The sequence below is a fragment of the Enterobacter sp. 118C5 genome (assembly GCF_034107645.1).
Lineage (GTDB): Bacteria > Pseudomonadota > Gammaproteobacteria > Enterobacterales > Enterobacteriaceae > Enterobacter > Enterobacter nematophilus.
The window spans coordinates 1-20,231 of record NZ_JAWNEU010000008.1; the positions used below are offsets into that span (position 1 = coordinate 1).

At 55.8% G+C, this 20,231-nt stretch carries 16 protein-coding genes and 1 tRNA gene; 14 read left to right on the forward strand and 3 right to left on the reverse strand.

From position 1 onward, the window contains the following. Window positions 1-59: 59 nt before the first annotated feature. The 10 genes from UTO39_RS14600 (at window position 60) to UTO39_RS14645 (ending at window position 12,216) form a co-directional block, all read left to right on the forward strand. A complete protein-coding gene (locus UTO39_RS14600) occupies window positions 60-317 on the forward strand; it encodes a PAAR domain-containing protein (protein WP_151412977.1) in 258 nt (85 codons plus the stop codon). Beyond that, window positions 314-1,453 (forward strand): hypothetical protein, encoded by a 1,140-nt coding sequence (locus UTO39_RS14605; protein ID WP_253542887.1) that lies wholly within the window; start codon window positions 314-316, stop codon window positions 1,451-1,453. Before UTO39_RS14600 ends, UTO39_RS14605 begins: the two co-directional genes overlap by 4 nt. Beyond that, a complete protein-coding gene (locus UTO39_RS14610) occupies window positions 1,437-4,877 on the forward strand; it encodes an ImcF-related family protein (RefSeq protein WP_320727469.1) in 3,441 nt (1,146 codons plus the stop codon). Before UTO39_RS14605 ends, UTO39_RS14610 begins: the two co-directional genes overlap by 17 nt. Beyond that, on the forward strand, window positions 4,874-6,475 hold the full coding sequence (tssA, locus tag UTO39_RS14615) for a type VI secretion system protein TssA (RefSeq protein ID WP_320727470.1): 1,602 nt from the start codon (window positions 4,874-4,876) through the stop codon (window positions 6,473-6,475). The genes UTO39_RS14610 and tssA overlap by 4 nt, the downstream gene beginning before the upstream one ends. 41 nt (window positions 6,476-6,516) lie before the next feature. Continuing rightward, on the forward strand, window positions 6,517-8,271 hold the full coding sequence (gene tssF / locus UTO39_RS14620; protein ID WP_320727471.1) for a type VI secretion system baseplate subunit TssF: 1,755 nt from the start codon (window positions 6,517-6,519) through the stop codon (window positions 8,269-8,271). Further along, complete coding sequence (gene tssG / locus UTO39_RS14625) at window positions 8,235-9,320, forward strand: type VI secretion system baseplate subunit TssG (RefSeq protein ID WP_320727472.1); 1,086 nt, start codon at window positions 8,235-8,237, stop codon at window positions 9,318-9,320. Before tssF ends, tssG begins: the two co-directional genes overlap by 37 nt. Then, a complete protein-coding gene (gene tssJ / locus UTO39_RS14630; RefSeq protein WP_320727473.1) occupies window positions 9,298-9,843 on the forward strand; it encodes a type VI secretion system lipoprotein TssJ in 546 nt (181 codons plus the stop codon). The genes tssG and tssJ overlap by 23 nt, the downstream gene beginning before the upstream one ends. After that, window positions 9,843-10,298: a type VI secretion system baseplate subunit TssE gene (gene tssE, locus UTO39_RS14635; protein WP_320727474.1), complete on the forward strand. Its 456-nt coding sequence runs from the start codon at window positions 9,843-9,845 to the stop codon at window positions 10,296-10,298. The genes tssJ and tssE overlap by 1 nt, the downstream gene beginning before the upstream one ends. A 14-nt stretch (window positions 10,299-10,312) precedes the next feature. Then, window positions 10,313-10,783: a hypothetical protein gene (locus UTO39_RS14640; RefSeq protein WP_320727475.1), complete on the forward strand. Its 471-nt coding sequence runs from the start codon at window positions 10,313-10,315 to the stop codon at window positions 10,781-10,783. Between the two features lie 104 nt (window positions 10,784-10,887). Further along, window positions 10,888-12,216, forward strand: coding sequence for a VasL domain-containing protein (locus UTO39_RS14645; RefSeq protein WP_320727476.1), 1,329 nt, complete (start codon window positions 10,888-10,890; stop codon window positions 12,214-12,216). Window positions 12,217-12,266: 50 nt separating this feature from the next. Here UTO39_RS14645 and UTO39_RS14650 read toward each other — a convergent pair. Further along, a tRNA-Arg gene (locus tag UTO39_RS14650) sits at window positions 12,267-12,338 on the reverse strand. Window positions 12,339-12,413: 75 nt separating this feature from the next. Next, on the reverse strand, window positions 12,414-13,343 hold the full coding sequence (locus UTO39_RS14655) for a formate/nitrite transporter family protein (RefSeq protein ID WP_253542879.1): 930 nt from the start codon (window positions 13,341-13,343) through the stop codon (window positions 12,414-12,416). A 315-nt stretch (window positions 13,344-13,658) separates the two neighbouring features. Here UTO39_RS14655 and mlaA point away from each other — a divergent pair, with 315 nt between their 5' ends. Next, on the forward strand, window positions 13,659-14,411 hold the full coding sequence (gene mlaA / locus UTO39_RS14660) for a phospholipid-binding lipoprotein MlaA (protein ID WP_061097503.1): 753 nt from the start codon (window positions 13,659-13,661) through the stop codon (window positions 14,409-14,411). 45 nt (window positions 14,412-14,456) lie between these two features. Here the strand turns inward: mlaA and fadL are convergent, their stop codons facing one another. Then, window positions 14,457-15,737 carry a long-chain fatty acid transporter FadL gene (fadL, locus tag UTO39_RS14665; RefSeq protein WP_061097506.1) on the reverse strand — a complete coding sequence of 427 codons (1,281 nt, stop codon included), beginning with the start codon at window positions 15,735-15,737 and terminating at the stop codon, window positions 14,457-14,459. A 372-nt stretch (window positions 15,738-16,109) separates the two neighbouring features. Between fadL and UTO39_RS14670 the strand changes: the two genes are divergently transcribed. The 3 genes from UTO39_RS14670 to fadJ all read left to right on the forward strand — a co-directional run bounded on the left by UTO39_RS14670 (window position 16,110) and on the right by fadJ (window position 20,089). Continuing rightward, window positions 16,110-16,394, forward strand: a complete 285-nt coding sequence (locus tag UTO39_RS14670; RefSeq protein ID WP_028013973.1) for a YfcZ/YiiS family protein — start codon at window positions 16,110-16,112, stop codon at window positions 16,392-16,394. A gap of 237 nt (window positions 16,395-16,631) precedes the next feature. Beyond that, window positions 16,632-17,942 carry an acetyl-CoA C-acyltransferase FadI gene (fadI, locus tag UTO39_RS14675; RefSeq protein ID WP_061097508.1) on the forward strand — a complete coding sequence of 437 codons (1,311 nt, stop codon included), beginning with the start codon at window positions 16,632-16,634 and terminating at the stop codon, window positions 17,940-17,942. Further along, window positions 17,942-20,089 carry a fatty acid oxidation complex subunit alpha FadJ gene (gene fadJ, locus UTO39_RS14680; RefSeq protein WP_320727477.1) on the forward strand — a complete coding sequence of 716 codons (2,148 nt, stop codon included), beginning with the start codon at window positions 17,942-17,944 and terminating at the stop codon, window positions 20,087-20,089. Before fadI ends, fadJ begins: the two co-directional genes overlap by 1 nt. The last annotated feature ends 142 nt before the right edge of the window (window positions 20,090-20,231 follow it).

A 20,231-nucleotide genomic window follows, 5' to 3' on the forward strand; every position in this document is an offset into this window, starting at 1 on the left:
CCAGCTGGGCGGAAAAACTTAAGGCGACCGTAACGGCCTGATTCAGGGAGGGATGAAGGATGAAAGCAGTGATACGCGAGGGCGACACCCTGCGGGAGTACGGCGGGAAAGTGCTGGGCGGGCATTATCTTTGCTTCGGGAAAGGAATTGCCTGCAGAGGCGATGCGGTGAGGTGCAATAAACATGGCATGACGGTCATTATCGAAGGTAGCTCGATATCGGAAGTGGACGGACAGCCGGTGGCGCTGCACGGTCACCGTTGTGCCTGCGGCTGCACGCTGGTGAGCTCCTTTCCCGATTGCGGCATTGAGCTGTGAGGCCGTTACCGGAGTATCCACCCTACCGGGTCGCGCGCCCTCCTGATGGCAAGCGATGGCTGTCAGCGGGCGCGCTGATGGTATTGCTGTGCGGGGTGGGCGGCGCGCTGCTTCGTTCTGCCGGGAGCGGTGCAGAGCTGGTTATAAAAGGAATGGCCTGCGCGTTGGTTGTGATGGGCGTGCTCTGGTTAATACGCCTGCTGTATTACCGGATGTCGGCCCATAACGCCCGATATTATGAACAACTGGTTGAGCAGCAGCAGCAGGCCTGGTGGGAGCAGCATCAATACCGTTTCGCGCTCAGTGATATGGTGCTGCTGGGCCCGGCCGGAACCGATACGCCACACTGGCTGCGGCTGCTAAAGCGGGAGCATCGGGTTCCTGAGATAAAAAATGAGCCGAGCGGGAAAGCGCTGCGTATCGGTCGAACGCTGGTCGATACGGTGGCTGAACGTGAAGCTTTGCTGGCAAAAATGCTGGTGCTGCAATGGCAGACGCAACGCGCAGATTCCTCCCTCCCACAATTATGGCGATGCTACTGGCAGGGTTCTCTGAAGGGCTGGCGTGCATTCTGTACTCAAATGCAGATTTCATTTCCGGACGTGGCGCTTCCTGAAAAACCGGAGGCATGGCAAGGCGAAGAGACGCTGTCTGCACTTGCCGCAACGGCTCAAACGCTCTCTGAAAAAACGGTCATTCTTGTCGCTGGGTGTCATTCGATAGCTGCTTCGTTTAACTCAGCGCAGCCTGCCGGTGAGTCCGCTGCACTGTGTCTGGTCGCGCAGAGAGGGCTAGTCAGCCTGACCCGGGGGGAGGTTTATGATATCGCCGGGAAAGAGGTTTTAACCGCAGTCTGCGAGCGAGCTGAGCAGCAAAGTGAACTCGAAAATCCGCCTGATGCCTGCATGCTGTTCTCACAGCCGACGCTGCCCGCCCTGGCGCAAAGCGGCTGGAATGTAACCCATCACGTTCAGGACCTCAACTGGGGGAACCCCGGTGATATGGAAATGCTTATCGTGCTGCTTCTGGCGGCCCTTTACGCAAAAAATAATCAAGAACCCTGCGGCTGGATAGCCAAAGATCCTCTACACACTCTCGCACTTGGAATTATTAAACCTTATGGTGAAGGAAAATAAACCCGCTGAATTTTCTGTGCTTGCCACGGCGGTGTTGTTTGTTGCTACTGTCACGCTGCTTGTGCTGGCAGGTGGGTTGCTGTGGTGGTATTGGGGGGAAGATCTCTCCACTGAATGGGACGTGTTACGTCGAATCATAACGGCCTGTTTTGTTGTCTGGGGAGTGTCACTTTGCGTACTGGTGCTGGGGTTTATCGCTTTTCATTTAATGATTCGGGATAAAGTTATGGGAGAAGTTTCTTCCAGGCCGGTCAAAAAGAAAAGAACGCCCGGGCTGCCGCTCAAGGTGGACATCAGCAGCCATCTCCGTCGCCGCTATAGCCTCTTTTGGCGAAGTAAAGCTCGCCTGCTGTTAGTCACAGGCGATGAGAACGCCATCGCTCAGTTGGTGCCCAATCTGCAAGCCCGTCAGTGGCTGGAAGGTAACCGCACGGTCTTGATTTACGGCGGCAGCCTGACCGCTGAACCCGACGAAAAAAAATATACTGCTCTGCGCAAGCTGCGACGTGGTCGTCCTCTGGACGGCATCGTGCGCGTAATTGGCGAAGGCCAGAGTATTACGTCGCAGATGAGCGATAGTGATCTGCGCGGGCTGGAAAAAATCAGCGAACTGCTGCGCTATTCCGCGCCGGTATGGTTATGGCAACTGCGAGACAGTAAGTGGTCGCAGGCTAAGCGTATTGAACAGCCGATCGGAGCCACTTTCCCGCTCCGAGCCAAAGCCGACGACATTACCCGCCAGCTTGAACTGATGCTGCCGACCCTGCGGACGCAGGGGGTGAGTCAGGTCGCAGAAAACAACCGCCACGACTTCCTGCTGCGTCTGGGCCAGCATCTCAAAGATGGCGGTATCGCCCGCTGGGCCCAGCAACTGCTGCCATGGCTCTCCGACGCTCAGCAGCGCGTTCCGCTGCGCGGCCTGATGTTCAGCCTGCCGGAGAATAAACCTGCTGAGATGTCAGGGGGAACAGCCGACGCTGAGAAATATATTCCGGAGTCACAACGCCATGCCCTCGCTCTGCCGGTGACATGGCAGGGGATCGTTGACGACTGCACCCGTGTACGTGGCCGCCGTGTCGGTATGGCATGGGAACAGACGCTCGCCTGGACGCTGGCGGCCATCATCGGTCTCTGGGGGGCGGGGCTGCTGGTCTCGTTTATGCTGAACTATGCACAAATTTCCTCTGTGGCAGGAAAAGCCCGCAATCTGGTTGAACATCCTTCGGTATCCGACTATCAGCTAACGGCACTGCATGAACTGCGAAACGATGCCGGGCGCATGTTGCACAATATTCAGGAGGGCACGCCCTGGTATCAGCGCTTCGGCCTCGACCATAATCAGCAGTTGCTAAACGCGATGCTGCCCTGGTACGGCGTGGCTAACAACCGGCTAATACGCGACCCGGCAAATGCTGCCCTGGCGCAAAAGCTCGCAGCGCTGGTCAATTCAGCGCCAAACAGCGACCAGCGGGTGCAGCTGGCGAAACCGGGTTATGACCAGCTTAAAGCCTGGCTGATGATGGCTCGCCCGGATAAAGCCGACGGTGCGTTTTACGCGCAAGCGATGAAAACCGTGCAGCCGACGCGTATGGGCATCTCAACCGGGCTGTGGCAGAGTCTGTCGCCGGATTTATGGGCCTTCTATATCGCTGAACTGCCAAAGCAGCCACAGTGGAAAATCACGCCTGATGCACAGCTGGTCAGCCAGAGCCGTCAGGTGCTGTTGCAGCAGATTGGCCGCCGCAACGCGGAAAGCACGCTGTATGAAAACATGCTCAAATCCGTACGCCGTAATTTCGCGGATGTGTCCCTGGAAGACATGACCAGCGGCACCGACGCCCGTCGCCTGTTCACCACCGATGAAGTCGTACCGGGCATGTTCACCCGCCAGGCATGGGAAGGGGGGATTCAGCAGGCCATTGAGAAAGCGGCCAGTTCACGGAAGGATGAAATTGACTGGGTATTGAGCGACTCCCGAAAAGCCGTATCGGCGGACCTTTCCCCGGAAGCGCTCAAAGCGCGCCTGACAGAGCGTTACTTCACTGACTTCGCCGGCAGCTGGCTGAACTTCCTTAACAGTCTGCGCTGGAATCCTGCGAACAATATTGCCGATGTCACCGACCAACTGACGCTGATGAGCGATGTCCGCCAGTCGCCGCTGATTGCCCTGATGAATACCCTCGCCTGGCAGGGACTGACCGGTCAGAAAAGCGAAGGCCTTTCAGACTCAATCATCAAATCGGCTAAAGACCTCGTAGGCGGGAAAGACAAACCTGCGATTGACCAGTCAGCGTCAGGCCCACAGGGGCCACTGGATGAAACCTTCGGCCCGCTGCTTCAGCTTCTGGGTAAAAACAACGGCAGTAACGTCATGTCGGCAGACAACTCTCTGAGCCTGCAGACCTATCTGACCCGTATCACCCGCGTGCGCCTGCGCCTGCAGCAGGTGGCCAGCGCCTCAGACCCGCAGGAGATGATGCAGACCCTGGCGCAGACCGTATTCCAGGGCAAAAGCGTTGACCTGACCGACACCCAGCAGTACGGCAGCCTCATTTCGGCAAGCCTTGGCGAAGAGTGGAGCGGTTTTGGCAGCACGATGTTTGTGCAGCCGTTGGCCCAGGCCTGGGAGACCGTGCTTCAGCCGTCGGCAGCAAGTCTGAATGACAAATGGAGCCGCTCGGTTGTGACGAACTGGCACACGGCATTTGACGGGCGCTTCCCGTTCGCCGCGAGCAAGAGCGATGCCTCCTTGCCCATGCTGGCCGAATTTATACGTAAGGACAGCGGACGTATTGAACGCTTCCTGGCGACTGAACTCAGCGGTGTGTTGCACAAAGAGGGCAGCCAGTGGGTACCGGATAAGGTTAACAGCCAGGGACTGAACTTTAACCCAACGTTCCTGCGGGCGATAAATCAACTGAGCGAGCTGTCAGACATTCTGTTTACCGATGGCAGTCAGGGCATCAGCTTCGAGCTGCAGGCACGTCCGGCACCGCAGGTAGTGGAAACTCAGTTGACCATTGATGGGCAAAAGCTGCACTACTTTAACCAGATGGCCGACTGGCAGTCCTTCCGCTGGCCGGAAGACACTTATAAACCAGGGACAATGCTGACCTGGACCTCGGTCAACGCCGGTGCGCGACTGTTTGGGGATTACAGCGGGACCTGGGGTTTTATTCGCTGGCTGGACCAGGGCAAGCGGCAGCAGCTTGACCGCAGTCAGTGGATGGTAAGTTTCACCGCCTCCGATGGTCGCACCCTGCAGTGGGTACTGCGTTCACAGCTGGGCAGCGGGCCGCTGGCATTACTGGCACTGCGCGGCTTCACGCTGCCGGATCGGATCTTCAGCATCGACAGCGCGGCCACGGCTCAGGCGCTGATGGCCAGCACGGAAAACAGTGACATGGACGGAATTGAAGAATGAGCAGTCTGCAGAATCTTGTTGCCGCCTGTCAGGCGGACGAAATTGAGCTACGACAGCAGGCGCAGGCCCGCACGGAATGCTGGCAGCCCTGGCTTGCCCCGGTCAGCGACACCAATCCTACAGGGGAAGACCCGGGTTATGACGATGATTTCCAACGTATCAGAGAGGAGGTAAATAAACTCTCCGGCATCGATACCGGGCTGATTTGTACGCTTGCCGAAAAACTGCTAACCACCACCGCCAAAGATATCCGGATTGCCACCTATTACTGTTGGGCGCGTCTGCATCAGGACGGGGAAACCGGCTTTGCCGAAGGGCTTGAACTGCTGGCAGGATTGCTACAGCGTTATGGAGCGCAGCTTCACCCGCAGCGCGAGCGGAGCCGCAAACCTGCGCTTGAGTGGCTCGCAGGCTCTCGTCTGCTCGACAGCCTCTCCCTTTGGCCGGAAGTGGTGCGCAGCGATGCTCAGCGCACTGTGGGTGCGCTGCTGCTCATCCGCGACAGTCTGGAGACAGAGCCGGAAACGTCACGGCCGGAACTGAATGCGCTGTACAGCGCGCTGGAATCCCGCCTGATGAAGGCCGGTGGCGTGGATGCTTTGGTTCCTCAGAACGCCAGTAACTCGTCCCAGCCACAGATCTCATCGCACACGACAGAGCATGATGCACCCGTCCTGAGCCGCATTTCGTCCGGTCAGGAACTATTGACCCAGGCCCGTACTCTGGCGGGATATTTGCGTGAACAACCGGATGGATGGCTTCCCGCACACCGGCTGATGAAAAGCCTGCGACATGACACGCTGAGTGCTATTCCAGCCCCGGATGCCGAAGGGAAAACGCGCATCGAACCGCCGCGGGCTGACCAGCGGGCCATGCTCAAACGCCTGTACCTGCAGCAGAGCTGGCTGGAGATACTGGAGCACGCCGACAGCACCTTCTCGCGCGGCGCCAACCACCTCTGGCTGGATTTGCAGTGGTATATCCATCAGGCCCTGGTGAAATTGGGCCAGGATGTGCTGGCCGATATCATCATTGCCGACCTGAAAGGACTGCTGCGTCGCCTCACCGGGCTTGAAACGCTGGCCTTTAATGACGGGACGCCGTTTGCCGATGAGGTCACGCTGAACTGGATAAATCAGAGCGTGCTGGATGATATGTCCGGCTGGCGTGATGAGCCGGTCAGTACTGTCAGTGGGACGGACAACGATATTCTGGCTCTTGAGCAGGAAGCGCTTGTGAAAGCGGACATGGATGGCCTGGATGTCACACTCCACTGGCTGCAGACCCGCCCGGGCACTGACACCACGAAAGACAAATGGCTGCTGCGCCTGCTGATGGCGCGCGTGGCGGAACAAAAGGGTAAGAACGAACTGGCCCTGCATCTGCTGGGGGAACTCGATGGTGCTGCACAGTCAATCACCCTCACGCAGTGGACGCCGGCGCTATTGTTTGAAGTCAAATCGCGCCGCCTCAGACTGCTGCGCATGAAAGCCACCCGCAGCGAGACCGATAAATCTCGGCTTCAGCCTGAGATGGACCAGCTTCTGGCCGGTCTGATCGCGCTCGATCCGGCAAGCAGCGCGGTGCTATGCGGGTAAAACGCCTGGCCTACCTTTAAAATTCATCTATTCAGGTTCTTATGGACGATTTAACCCTGCGTTATTACGACGCTGAAATGCGCTACCTGCTTGAAGCCGGCGAAGAATTTGCCCGCGCTCACCCCGAGCAGGCAGCAATGCTCAACCTCGATAAAGCGGGCGCGCGCGACCCTTACGTGGAACGCCTGTTTGAAGGCTTTGCCTTCATGATGGGGCGGCTTCGCGAGAAGCTTGATGATGACCTGCCTGAACTGACAGAAGGGCTGGTCAGCCTGCTTTGGCCACATTACCTGCGCACCATTCCGTCGATGTCGGTGGTGGAGTTCACACCCGACTGGCGTGAGATGAAAGAGCAGATGCGCATTGTCAAAGGCTTTGAGGTGCACTCGCGGCCGATAGGTGAAAAGGGGACGCGCTGCCGGTACACCACCACCAAAGAGATCATCCTTCAGCCTCTGTCGTTGGAGCACGCCCGCCTGTCTACTGATCCAGACGGGCATTCGGTTATCAGCCTGCGGTTTAACTGCAGCCATCTTGCCGACTGGGGCCGTGTCGATCTCAGCCAAATCCCGTTCTACTTCAACGCCGACGCGCCGCTCGCCTGCGCCATGCATGAAGCCTTCACCATGAATGTTGCCCGCCTCTGGCTGCGGATGCCCGGTGACATGGACAGAAGACCGCTCGACGGGTATTTCAGCGCGCTGGGATTTGGCGATGACGACGACCTGTGGCCGAAGGGCAGCAGCAGCTTTAACGGCTATCAGCTGCTGCTGGAGTACTTCACCTTCCGCGAGAAATTTATGTTCACCGGCCTGTGTGGACTGGAGAGCGTCAACTTTCCTGCTGAACTCCCCTGGTTTGAAATCGACGTGGTGCTGGCAGAACGTTGGGAGCATGACTTTAGCTTCACCGAAAAGCATCTGCGCCTGAACTGCGTGCCCGTGATCAATCTGTTCCCACTGGAATCCGATCCGCTCACGCTTAATTCGTTGCAGACCGAATATCTGCTGCGGCCGATGCGCGTACAGGATGGTCATACCGAGATTTACGCGGTCGATTCGGTGATGTCATCCAGCCAGCATACCTACGTGCCGTTCTCGAGCTTCCGACATAAAGGGGGAATGATGCGCCATGAGGCGCCGGAATATTACTATCACACCCGCGTGCGGCGCGGCCCGTCTGGGCTGCATAATACCTGGCTTATCCTGGGTGGCGAAGCCTTTGACAACCACACCGTCCCGGAAGACGAAAGCCTGTCCCTGACGCTCACCGGCACCAACGGCCAGCTACCGCGACGGGCGCTGCAAAGTACCGTGCTCGATACGGTGATGAAAACCACCTCGGCCAGTATCGCCGTGCGCAACCTGTGTGCGCCAACGCTACCCTGTTATCCACCAGCGCAGGATCGTTTCCACTGGCGCGTGCTGAGCCATCTCGGCAGCGGATTTCTGTCGATGATGGATAATACCGACGTGCTGCGGGGTACCCTGGCGCTGTATGAATGGACGGATAGCGAGATGAACCGCCGTCGCCTGGAGGCCATCATTGACGTGAAGCACAGTGAAACTGAACGATTTGAGCAGGGTTATTTGGTCCGCGGCGTGCAGATTGAAGTAACGCTGGACAGCCACGGTTTTGCCGGGCGCGGCGACATCTGCCTGTTCGGCGAGATGCTGAGCCGCTTCTTCGCGCTCTATACCGACATCTATCTGTTTAACCGCCTCATTATTATCCTGCAACCGACCGGAGAACGCCTGGAATGGCTAGAGAAGCACAACCGCCGCATTCCCGGCTGACGCCGCGGCTGGAGGTCGATCTTCACCGCATCAACTTTTACCGTTTATGCCAGCTGCTGGAGAAGCGCAATCCTGGAAGGCCGCTGATGGGCTCAACCAGTCATCCCGCCGATGACCCGGTACGTTTTGCGCCGCATCCGGGGATGGGGTTTCCGGTCAGCGAGCTGAAGGCCGTCGAGTATGACGAAGACGATGACAATAAGCCTCCGGTTATCCGTACGACATTTATGGGTATGTACGGCGTCGATTCACCCTTACCGACGGCGTATCTCGATGACATCACCCAGCGCCGGGAAGGGCATGAGGCGCTGCAGGGCTTTCTGGATATTTTCAGCCATCGCATCCTGACGCAGTTTTACCGCATCTGGCGAAAATACTCCTACCCGGCCACGTTTGAGCCCGGCGGAACGGACAGCATTTCGCAGTCGTTACTGGGTCTGGTAGGGCTGGGGATACCGGGTACGGCAAATCATATTGCCACACCCGTGTCGCGCTTTCTGGCTCTGCTGGGAGTGCTGCAGCAGCCGGGCAAAACTCAGGAGGGGATACAGGCTCTGGTGAGCCTGCTGGCCCCCGATACGACGGTGCAGGTAAGTCCGTATTGTCTCCGGCCGGTAGAGGTCAATCAGCCGCTGGGTTTTTATGGCGATGATGATTTTCTGCTGGATGGCAATACGCCGTTAGGTGACGAAGCGATGGATGCCGGCAGCCAACTGCTGGTTGCACTCAAGACGGATAACGTACAGGAAGCGCAGGGCTGGAAGCCGGATGGCCAGCTGTACCTGGATTTCCTGGTGATGCTGCGGGTGTATTTGGGCTGGCGGTTCAAGGCCAGAATTACCCTGACTACTTCTGTCCGACTGCTGGCCGTACCACCGCTGGGTGAAAATCCTTTCTGGTTGGGAATGAATGGCGTGCTGGGCGCAGAGAGTGAGAGCCTTCCGGATGACATACCTGAAACCTTTACGACAGAGCTGGGCTATTACCGCGGGCTGGAGCCTGCGAAACCGCAACAAGGAAACCGACGTGTTACGTACAAGTTTAAATAAAGCCACTCGCTGGCTGATGCCTCTGATGGCGCTCACTTTGACAGGCTGCGGGGTGACGCAGAGCATCAACGACGGTACCAAATCGGCGTTTACTTCCGTGTTCTATAAAAAGATTAAAATATTGCATCTGGATTTCACCGCGCGTGAGGCGCTGAACACCGACTCCCGCGAAAATAACTCACTGTCAGAGCCTGTTGTGGTGCGGGTTTATCAGCTCAAAGACCGCAAAACCTTTGATAAGACGGTTTATCAGCAACTTCTTCAGGATGATGCCAGCATTCTGAAAAACGACATGCTGGCCAGTCGTGACGTCGTCGTGAAGCCTGGTGGGGATGTAAACCTTGATATGCCGATGGAAGAAGAAGCGCAGTTTGTCGCGGTAGTGGGGCTGTTCAGGCACCCGGACATGACTAACGACACCTGGAAGCTGGTTATCAAGCGCAGCGATCTGGATCCGGACAAACCTCGCATTCTTGAAGCTGGCGAGAACCATCTGACGCTGCAACCGCTTAAGGATGACTGATGCCCCAGGGACATAACACACCTTCGCTGTATGAGATGCTGACCGGAAATTTTACCGGCGGCCTCGAGCTTAATCAGGTTGCTGAAGAAAACCAGGTCATCCTTTCGGTACTTGATAACATGCAGCGCGTTCTCAACTGTCGCGCCGGTACGCTGGCGCATCTGCCCGACTACGGGTTGCCCGATATGACGAAAATCCTGCAGGGCATGCCGGGAACGGCCCATGAGCTTATGGGCACATTGTCTGCCGTCCTGCTCAAATATGAACCACGCCTGAAAAAAATAGATGTGGTTCTGCTGGAGCAGAATATACCCGGCGAACTGCGCTATGCCATTGACGCTGAGCTCAAAGGGATTGGGCTGGTGCGCTACGGCACCGAGTTTATGCCCGAAGGACGGGTTCTGTTGAGGCACCTCAGGCAACAGCAGTATCTCGACACGTCAACCCGGATATAAGGTCAGTTAGCACCATGTCAATAAAATCACAGTTCATGAAAAAATTGCAGGCCAGACAACCTGCGCCAGCTTTGCCTTGCAGCAAGAGTCAGGTGGATATAGCTGAGTTTCGCCTGCGAATGGAGCAACTTCAGACGCAGATGGATGAGTGGCTGACAGGTACCGGACTGAACGTGGAGCCGCTGACGGCATCCGTTCCTGACCTGCTGGTGGAGGGAGGGGCTTTCGAGATTACCGGTATCGTTCTGCGTTATGACAACCGGGCGGTAAAATTTATGCCGGTATTTCTGTATGGGCAGGGCGTGGCTGGCTGTGTCGAGGTGACTTTTTGCTCCGGAGAAGATGTGATTTCTCAAGGACGCCTGTTCATGCGGGTGGGGGGAATGAGTCACTGGACTTATACTTCCCCTGATACATCGCCTCAGTCAGGACAGCTATTTGATGAAGGTATTTTTTTCGGCCTGATTTTAGCGCTGTTGTCATAGCGATAACACTCATTCCTTCTGGTAGTCATTGCCATTCTAAATCGTAAAACACCTCACACATCAACTGACGACATTAACCGACACGGATATTCAGGCCTTCCAGGATGACCACACATAAAACGTTAAAAACCGGCGGCGACCCGCGCACGCTGCCGGAATATACATCCCTGCGTAACGAATTGAATAAACTAAGCCATCCGGCGCGCCCGGATGTGAATTGGGTATACGTTGAAAAGTGCTGCCTTTCATTATTTGAGCAAAACGGCGTTGAGCTGCAGACCGCAGCCTGGTACACCCTTGCCCGTACGCATCTGTCTCGATTAACTGGCCTGAACGAAGGGCTCGCTATCCTGGAGGCTCTGATTAGCCGTCAGTGGGATGTTCTCTGGCCGCAGTCGCTGCAGGTGCGTATGGAGATCCTTAGCAGCCTGAGCCAGCGCCTGCAGCAGCTCATGCGTATGCTTCCGCTGAACAGCAGCGATCTTAGCGATCTTTACAACGCTGAAGAATTGCTTGCCAGCCTGGGGGCTGTGCTTCAGCGCCTTGAGCTCAAACACCTTAGCCAGTTTGATACGTTACGAATGGTGATACATTCAAGCGCAGCAAGGCTGGAAACCAGTAATGGCGTGACAGACTTGAATGGGAGCAGGCCCGACAGTGAATCGCCTCCGGAGAGGGCAGAGCCGATCGAACAGGTGAAATGGGTCTATGTGGTGCAGCAGGAAACTGAGCCGAATAGTGAGGACCGTATGACGGCTGCCGGGTCTGTCAGGCCATGGAAACCTTTTGTCGCTGGGGTGTGTTCTGCGCTGGTGGTCAGCGTCGCCGTGGCGTGGGGATGGGGTTTTCTGTCCAGACCCGATCAATTAGCGGCTCAGGCCGTTGCCTCTACGGCACCGTTACCTGAAGTGCTCACGCCCGTCCAGCGGGACGCCATATTACAGCGAGATACGTTACCCGCCACGTTTATCACAGACACGCAACGGCAGCTTGCGCGGCTGGATAAACTGCCTCCTGACTGGAATATTGCTTACAGTCTTCAGCTGTTAGAGCAGCTCCAGACATTACGGCCCGAAGAGGCTAAGGTGCTGTTAATACAGTGGCAAAAAAAGTTTAACGCGACGGCGTTGCCTGTGGACGCAATGAACAGCTGGTATCAGGGGATGATGAAGCTTCAGCAACTGAGTGATCGGCTGAGTAGACTGGATGAGCAAAAGGGAAAATATATAACCGTAAGTGAGCTTAAATCCGTGGTTTTTTCGACTATGCAGTCATTTAACCATGCGATACCCGCTGAAGAGCAGCTCAGGCGCCTGTCGCAGTATCCTGCAGGAAATGCGCTCCCTGAAGCTGAAAAGACCCAGCTTGAGCTGCATCTAAAGCAACTGGCAACGCGTTATGCTCAAATAAAGCAGGATGCTTCTGCTCAATGAGCTTTTGCAGCGAACGGGCTAATTTGGGTGAAAACAGAGGAAGGTAGAAGTGTCCCCTGCAGGAATCGAACCTGCAACTAGCCCTTAGGAGGGGCTCGTTATATCCATTTAACTAAGGGGACGAGGCGGCACGAGTATAGCGTTATTTACACTTTGCGTTAAGCGCATCGCCGCCTGACTGCTCAAAGAGTCACCATTCAGGTTGATTTTTTTGCCGCTTTATCCTTATTTGCCTGCGCCTTAAGCTCGGCTTTGCGTTTATTCGACATGTCGTTACGGATTTGGGCATGGCTTAGCAGCGCAAAGATAAACGTTCCGCCGCAGATATTGCCTGCCAGCGTCGGAATGGCGAACGGCCAGAAAAAATCGCTCCAGTGAAGCGTGCCGTTAAAGACCAGGTAGAGTATCTCAACGGTACCGACCACGATATGCGTGGTATCCGCCAGCGCAATCAGCCAGGTCATCAGGATGATCACCACGATTTTAGCGCTACCGGCAGAAGGGAACATCCACACCATTGTGGCGATAATCCACCCGGAGATGATGGCATTAGAGAACATTTCGACCGGCGTATTTTTCATGACATCCATACCGATCTTCACAAACGCGTCCCGGGTGGGCTCATCAAATATCGGCATATATTCGAATGCCCAGGCCGCAATGCCCGTGCCGATGATATTTCCCAGCAGAACCACGCTCCAGAGCCTCATCAATAAACCGAAATTACCGAGGGTAGGGTTTTGCATGACCGGCAGAACGGCGGTCACGGTGTTCTCAGTAAATAATTGCTGGCGGGCCATGATGACGATAATAAAGCCGAAGGTGTAGCCGAGGTTCTCCAGTAAAAATCCGCCGGGCACGCCCTCCAGCTGCACATGAAATATCCCTTTCGCGAGCAGCGAGGCGCCCATTGAAAGTCCCGCCGCGATAGCTGACCAGAAGAGGGCCATGGCATCGCGCTCCATCTCCTTTTCGCCGTCCTGGCGTATATGTTCGTGGATGGCCATCGCACGGGAGGGGAGGCGATCCTCATCAATCTCTATCTCCTCACCGCGCGCTTTCTCCTCGCTTTCGATTTCATGTTCCTCATTATTTTCGCCAATTTTGTCTTCATCCACTTCTTTCATATCTGCTCCCGGAGGTTGATCTTTCTTTTAAGCGTAGCGGCTTTTATCGGGATGCCTGTGGGGATGCTCTTAAATTGGCGGGAATGACAACAAAGGTGATACATCTCGTTCAAAGACATTATAAAATTGCCAGCGAAACGAATTCCAAAAGTCCGGCTATGCTGAGATCAGAGTCACGGTGATTACTGCCCGTAATTGTACTCATAGACATCGGTAAACGTGCTGTTACAATCACTTGCACGTTTTCAGACGGAGCGCCAGATGCTCCGTTACGGATGGCAATCAACGATAGCCATACTGCACAGGGAGATATTTATGAAACTTCGGCTGTCGGCGCTTGCGCTGGGCGCGACGATGCTTGTGGGCTGCGCCAGCTCCGGGGAGCAAACGGGACGCTCCGATCCTCTCGAAGGATTTAACCGTTCTATGTATAGCTTTAACTACAACGTGCTGGACCCGTACGTGGTTCGCCCGGTGGCAGTAGCATGGCGCGATTACGTTCCACAGCCCGCGCGTAACGGGTTAAGCAATTTTACCAGTAACCTGGAAGAGCCTGCGGTGATGGTCAACTATTTCCTGCAGGGCGATCCGTATCAGGGGATGGTGCACTTTACGCGCTTCTTCCTGAACTCCCTGCTGGGGATGGGTGGCTTTATCGATGTCGCAGGTATGGCAAACCCGAAACTGCAGCGTGAACAGCCGCACCGTTTCGGCAGTACGCTGGGGCATTATGGCGTCGGTTACGGCCCTTACGTTCATCTGCCGTTCTATGGCAGCTTCACCGTTCGTGATGATGGCGGCGATATGGTGGATACGCTGTATCCGGTTTTGTCGTGGCTGACCTGGCCGCTGTCGATTGGTAAATGGACGGTGGAGGGGATTGAAACCCGCGCGCAACTGCTTGATTCAGACGGCCTGCTGCGCCAGTCGTCCGATCCGTACATTATGGTGCGTGAAGCGTACTTCCAGAATCATGACTTTATCGCCAACGGCGGCAAGCTGAAGCCGGAAGATAATCCAAACGCGAAGGCTATTGAAAACGAACTCAAAGATATTGATTCGGAATAAATAAAAAAGGTGAGCAACGCTCACCTTTTTTTGATCCCTGCGCGATTAGAACGCGTAGTTGAAGTTAGTACCGAACAGCCAGGCTTTACCTTCAGAAGTAAACTCGTACGGGCCTTCCTTGAAGGTCACTTTCTGACCATGCATATAAGAAACGCCCGCATCGACAGAAGCATTCTCGTTGAACGCGTAGGTTGCGCCAGCACTCACCCAGAAGCGGTCCTGATCCGGAATGGAAATGGAGCGCTTATCAGCCGGTACCGGGCTGTCATCGAATGCGATACCGGTACGGAACGTCCAGTTGTCATCCATATAATAGGTGGTACCCAACGCAATGCGATAGGCGTCGTGGAAGCTCTCGTCCTTATAGAACAGCGTTTGACCGTTGGTGCCGGTCGCTTTCAGCTCCTGGAACTGGCTCCAGCTGGTATAGGCCAGGCTATAGTGAATAGCCCACTGTGGCGCAACGCGGTTGTAACCGGAGACTTCCCACATTTCAGGCAGATGCAGCGACAGTGAACCAGGGACAGTTTGACCGGAAGTCCCCCACGGGATAGTAGTGCCCGCGCCTGGAACCAGGTTGTTGACCGGCGTCAGGATGCCGCTCTTGTAATCGCCGTCGAAGTCAATTTTCACTTCGGAACGATAGGTCAGGCCCCAGCGGTTGTTTTTGTCCAGCTCGTACAGGATACCGGCGTTCCAGCCATAGCCCCACTCATCGCCCTTCAGGCTGGCAATTTTGTTGCTGTTTTTCGGCAGGCGAGCCGTTTGTTCACCGGAGTAACGCTCAATTTTTGCATCAGCGTAGACGGCATCAAAGCCCAGGCCGAAGCTCCAGCTGTCGTTCAGACGGTAAGCACCGCTCAGGTTCAGGTTCAGCGTTGTCAGGTCTGTTTTACCGCCGTATTCGCCTGCCGGGTAGTTGTTGTTGAACTCGGTAGCAAGGCCATAGTTAGACGTGACGGATGCGCCCCAGCCAAACTGTTCATTGATTGGTGCAACGAAGTGCAGGTTAGGTACCCACGCCGTTGGCGCAATGTTATCTGCTTTCAGGCTCGCACCAGAAGGTGACGTGCCGGAAATGTTGACATCAGGATCGATATACACCGCACCAGCAGAGAAGGTCGGGCGATCGAACATCATGATTAATGCAGGGTTACGGCTTGCGTTACCAGCATCATCAGCGATTGCACCTTCCCCTGAATACGCACGGCCAAGGCCAGAGGAAGAAAATTCGTTTAGCTGAAAGCCCGCTGACCAGGCGGAAGTAGAGACGATTGCCACTGCGACTGCCAGCGCAGTCTTGTTGAACAGGGTTTTCTGGCTCATGACCATAACCTCATTGAGTTATTTTTATTCAATAATTGTTACATACCGTAACAGGAGCGCGAAGTGTAGGGTCTGAGGTATGACAGACAAATCAGACCAGTGGCCAGAGTATAGGTCCGACCAGCCTGAATGTTGCAAGTTTGTTTATTAATATTTTCAAACATGTTTCTTGAAACGAGATCTGGTTGGCAAAATTGTGACCATCGCGGCTCACTCAAAAGGGTGGTTTTTGTTTTAGATCATTTTTTAGTGTGATATCGGTCACTTATCCGATTTTGCGCCATTAACGGCTGGAGAGAGCCAGCGCTGGGGCGTAAAATATCAGCATCGTGTTTATCTCGCGCGCTGCGCGAATACAGAGGAAATTGAGCTATGAGTAAATGCAGTGCTGATGAAACCCCGGTTTGCTGCTGTATGGATGTTGGCACCATCATGGACAACACCGATTGCACCGCGTCTTACAGCCGTGTGTTCACCAACCGCGCCGAAGCCGAAGAGACGCTGGCCGCGCTGAGCAAGCGCGCGCGTGATGTGGAGTCCGATCCCTGTGAAATCAAATCTACCTTCACGGAAGTGGACGGTGGCGTGAAGCTGGATATCGACTTTGTGTTTGCCTGCGAAGCTGAAACGCTGATTTTCCAGCTGGGTCTGCGTTAATTCCTGCAGTCTGGTGCCCTCATCCCAACCCTCTCCCACGTGAGAGGGCGCAAGCACTAAAAACGGTAACCTACGGGTTACCGTTTTGCTTTTATCCTCGGCATTTTCTTTTTCTTCTCTGTGTTTTACCTCGCATTTTTATGCTTCCCTGATTGGCTGAATGTAAAAAAATGGTTAAGACTGTTATCAGGTCAGACCACTTTATGTTCATGTAAAATTTTTTCACAGGGGAAGGTTATGAGTCAGGCATTACCGCTAATCACCCGACAAGGTGACCGCATTGCCATTGTCAGCGGTCTGCGTACGCCGTTTGCGCGTCAGGCGACGGCGTTTCACGGTATACCGGCTGTCGATCTGGGGAAAATGGTAGTGGGTGAGATGCTGGCTCGCAGCGAAATTCCGCCTGAGGTCATCGAACAGCTGGTCTTCGGCCAGGTGGTGCAGATGCCTGAAGCCCCCAACATTGCGCGGGAAATTGTTCTCGGTACCGGCATGAACGTCCATACCGATGCCTACAGCGTCAGCCGCGCGTGCGCGACCAGCTTCCAGGCGGTAGCAAACGTGGCGGAAAGTCTGATGGCGGGCACCATTCGCGCCGGGATCGCAGGCGGCGCCGATTCTTCCTCCGTACTGCCGATTGGGGTCAGTAAAAAGCTGGCCCGTATTCTGGTGGATGCCAATAAAGCCCGCACCACCGGTGCGAAGCTCAAACTCTTCTCGCGTTTACGCCTGCGCGATCTTATGCCCGTGCCGCCTGCCGTAGCGGAATACTCCACAGGCCTGCGCATGGGCGATACCGCCGAGCAGATGGCGAAAACCTACGGTATCACCCGCGAGCAGCAGGATGCGCTGGCGCATCGCTCGCATCAGCTGGCTGCGAAAGCCTGGTCGGAGGGCAAACTCATCGATGAGGTCATGACCGCCTACACGCCTCCCTATCGAGAGCCTCTTACTGAAGACAACAATATTCGTGGCACCTCGACGCTGGCGGATTACGCCAAACTGCGCCCGGCGTTTGACCGCAAGCACGGCACCGTGACGGCGGCCAACAGTACGCCGCTGACCGATGGTGCTGCTGCGGTGATCCTGATGACGGAGTCGCGTGCCAAAGAGCTGGGCATCACGCCGCTGGGCTATTTGCGCAGCTATGCCTTCACCGCCATTGATGTCTGGCAGGACATGCTGTTAGGTCCGGCGTGGTCCACGCCGCTGGCGCTGGATCGCGCGGGGCTGACGCTGGCGGATTTAACCCTGATTGATATGCACGAAGCCTTTGCCGCGCAAACCCTCGCAAACGTCCAGCTGCTGGCAAGCGAGCGTTTTGCGCGCGACGTGCTGGGCCGCGCACATGCCACCGGCGAAGTGGATCAGAGTAAATTCAACGTGCTGGGTGGCTCTATCGCCTACGGCCATCCGTTTGCAGCCACGGGCGCGCGTATGATCACCCAAACATTACACGAGCTACGCCGCCGCGGCGGCGGGTTTGGTCTCGTCACCGCCTGCGCGGCGGGCGGCCTTGGCGCAGCAATGGTTCTGGAGGCTGAATAATGGAAATGCCATCTGCATTTAATCTGACGGTTCGCCTCGATAACGTCGCGGTTATCACTATTGATGTGCCTGATGAAAAGATGAATACCCTGAAGGCCGAGTTCGGCACTCAGGTTCGCGCCATGCTCAAGCAGATCCGCGAAAATAAAGCGATTCGTGGTCTGGTTTTTATCTCGGCCAAGCCGGATAACTTTATTGCCGGGGCCGATATCAACATGATCGCCCGAGCGAAAAGCGCTCAGGAAGCAGAACACCTGGCGCGTCAGGGCCAGCAGGTAATGGCTGAAATCAACGCTTTGCCGGTCCCGGTTATTGCCGCGATCCACGGTGCCTGTCTGGGCGGCGGGCTGGAGCTGGCATTGGCCTGTCACAGCCGTATCTGCACCGACGATGCGAAAACCGTTTTAGGGTTGCCGGAAGTGCAGCTAGGCCTGCTGCCAGGCTCGGGTGGAACACAGCGTCTGCCGCGCCTGGTGGGGGTCAGCACCGCCCTGGAGATGATCCTAACCGGCAAGCAGCTTCGCCCCCGTCAGGCACTGAAAGTGGGGTTGGTTGACGATGTCGTTCCGCACACCATTTTACTGGACGCTGCCGTTGAACTGGCGCTGAAGGGACGTCAGACAAAACGTCCTCTCCCCGTGCGCGAGCGCGTGCTGGCAGGGCCACTGGGGCGCGCGCTCCTGTTCAACATGGTGGGCAAAAAAACCGAGCAAAAAACCAAAGGCAACTACCCGGCGGCAAAGCGCATTCTGGAAGTGATTGAAACCGGGTTGTCGCAGGGAAGCAGCAGCGGCTATGCCGCTGAAGCTAAAGCCTTCGGCGAACTGGCGATGACGCCGCAGTCGCAGGCGCTGCGCAGCATCTTCTTCGCCAGTACTGAGGTGAAAAAAGACCCGGGCAGCGAGGCAGAGTCTGCTCCGCTGCGCGCCGTTGGCGTGCTGGGCGGTGGGCTGATGGGCGGCGGCATCGCGTTTGTTACCGCCAGCAAAGGCAAATTGCCCGTGCGTATCAAAGACATCAACGCAAAGGGCATCAACCACGCGCTGCAGTACAGCTGGCAGAACCTTGATCGGAAGGTCAAACGCCGCCATATCAAGGCAAGCGAGCGTGATAAAACCCTGGCGACGATCTCCGGCACGACGGATTACAGCGGTTTTGCGCACCGGGATCTGGTGATTGAAGCCATATTTGAAGACCTGGCGCTTAAGCAGCAGATGGTGGCTGACGTGGAGCAGCACTGCGCGCCGCACACTATTTTCGCCTCAAACACCTCGTCTTTACCAATTGGCGATATCGCGGCGAAAGCCGCTCGTCCGGAGCAGGTCATTGGTCTGCACTTTTTCAGTCCTGTCGAAAAAATGCCGCTGGTGGAGGTGATTCCGCACGCCACGACCGGCTCGCAGACCATCGCCACCGTGGTGAAGCTGGCGAAAAAACAGGGTAAAACCCCGATTGTGGTCGCGGACAAGGCTGGCTTCTACGTCAACCGTATTCTGGCACCCTATATCAACGAAGCGATGCGGCTGCTGACGGAAGGGGAGAAAATCGAGCATGTCGACGAGGCGCTCGTAAAGTTTGGCTTCCCGGTCGGCCCAATCCAACTTTTGGATGAGGTGGGAATAGACACCGGCACTAAAATTATACCTGTGCTGGAAGCCGCATATGGCGATCGTTTTACCCCGCCTGCAAACATTGTTTCTGCAATTTTGAAGGACGATCGCAAAGGCAGAAAAAATGAACGCGGTTTCTATCTTTACGGCGCGAAAGGGCGTAAAAGCAAGAAACAGGTCGACCCTTCGGTTTATGGGCTTATTTCGGCCACCGGTCAGGGAAAACTGTCTGCCGTTCAGTGCGCTGAACGTTGCGTCATGATGATGCTCAATGAAGCGGCGCGCTGCTTTGGTGAACAGGTGATCAAAAGCGCGCGCGATGGCGACATCGGCGCGGTATTTGGTATTGGTTTCCCGCCGTTCCTTGGCGGCCCGTTCCGTTACATGGACACTCTCGGCGCGGGTGAAGTGGTTGCCATTCTGCAACGTCTGGCCTCGCAATACGGTCCGCGGTTTACACCGTGTGACGAATTATTGCAGATGGCGGAGCGGGGCCAGACATTCTGGCCTGCAAGGGAAACTGATTTCGTAAACTGAAGTCAAAGAAGGGTAAATCCTGAGGTGAATGAACCTGTTCTGGCGATTTTGTAAACAGAGATTGACTATACTTACGCCATTGAGGTAAAAAACAGCGTTTCATTCACCGAATGGATCAGGCACAATGCCCGGCCATCGGGTT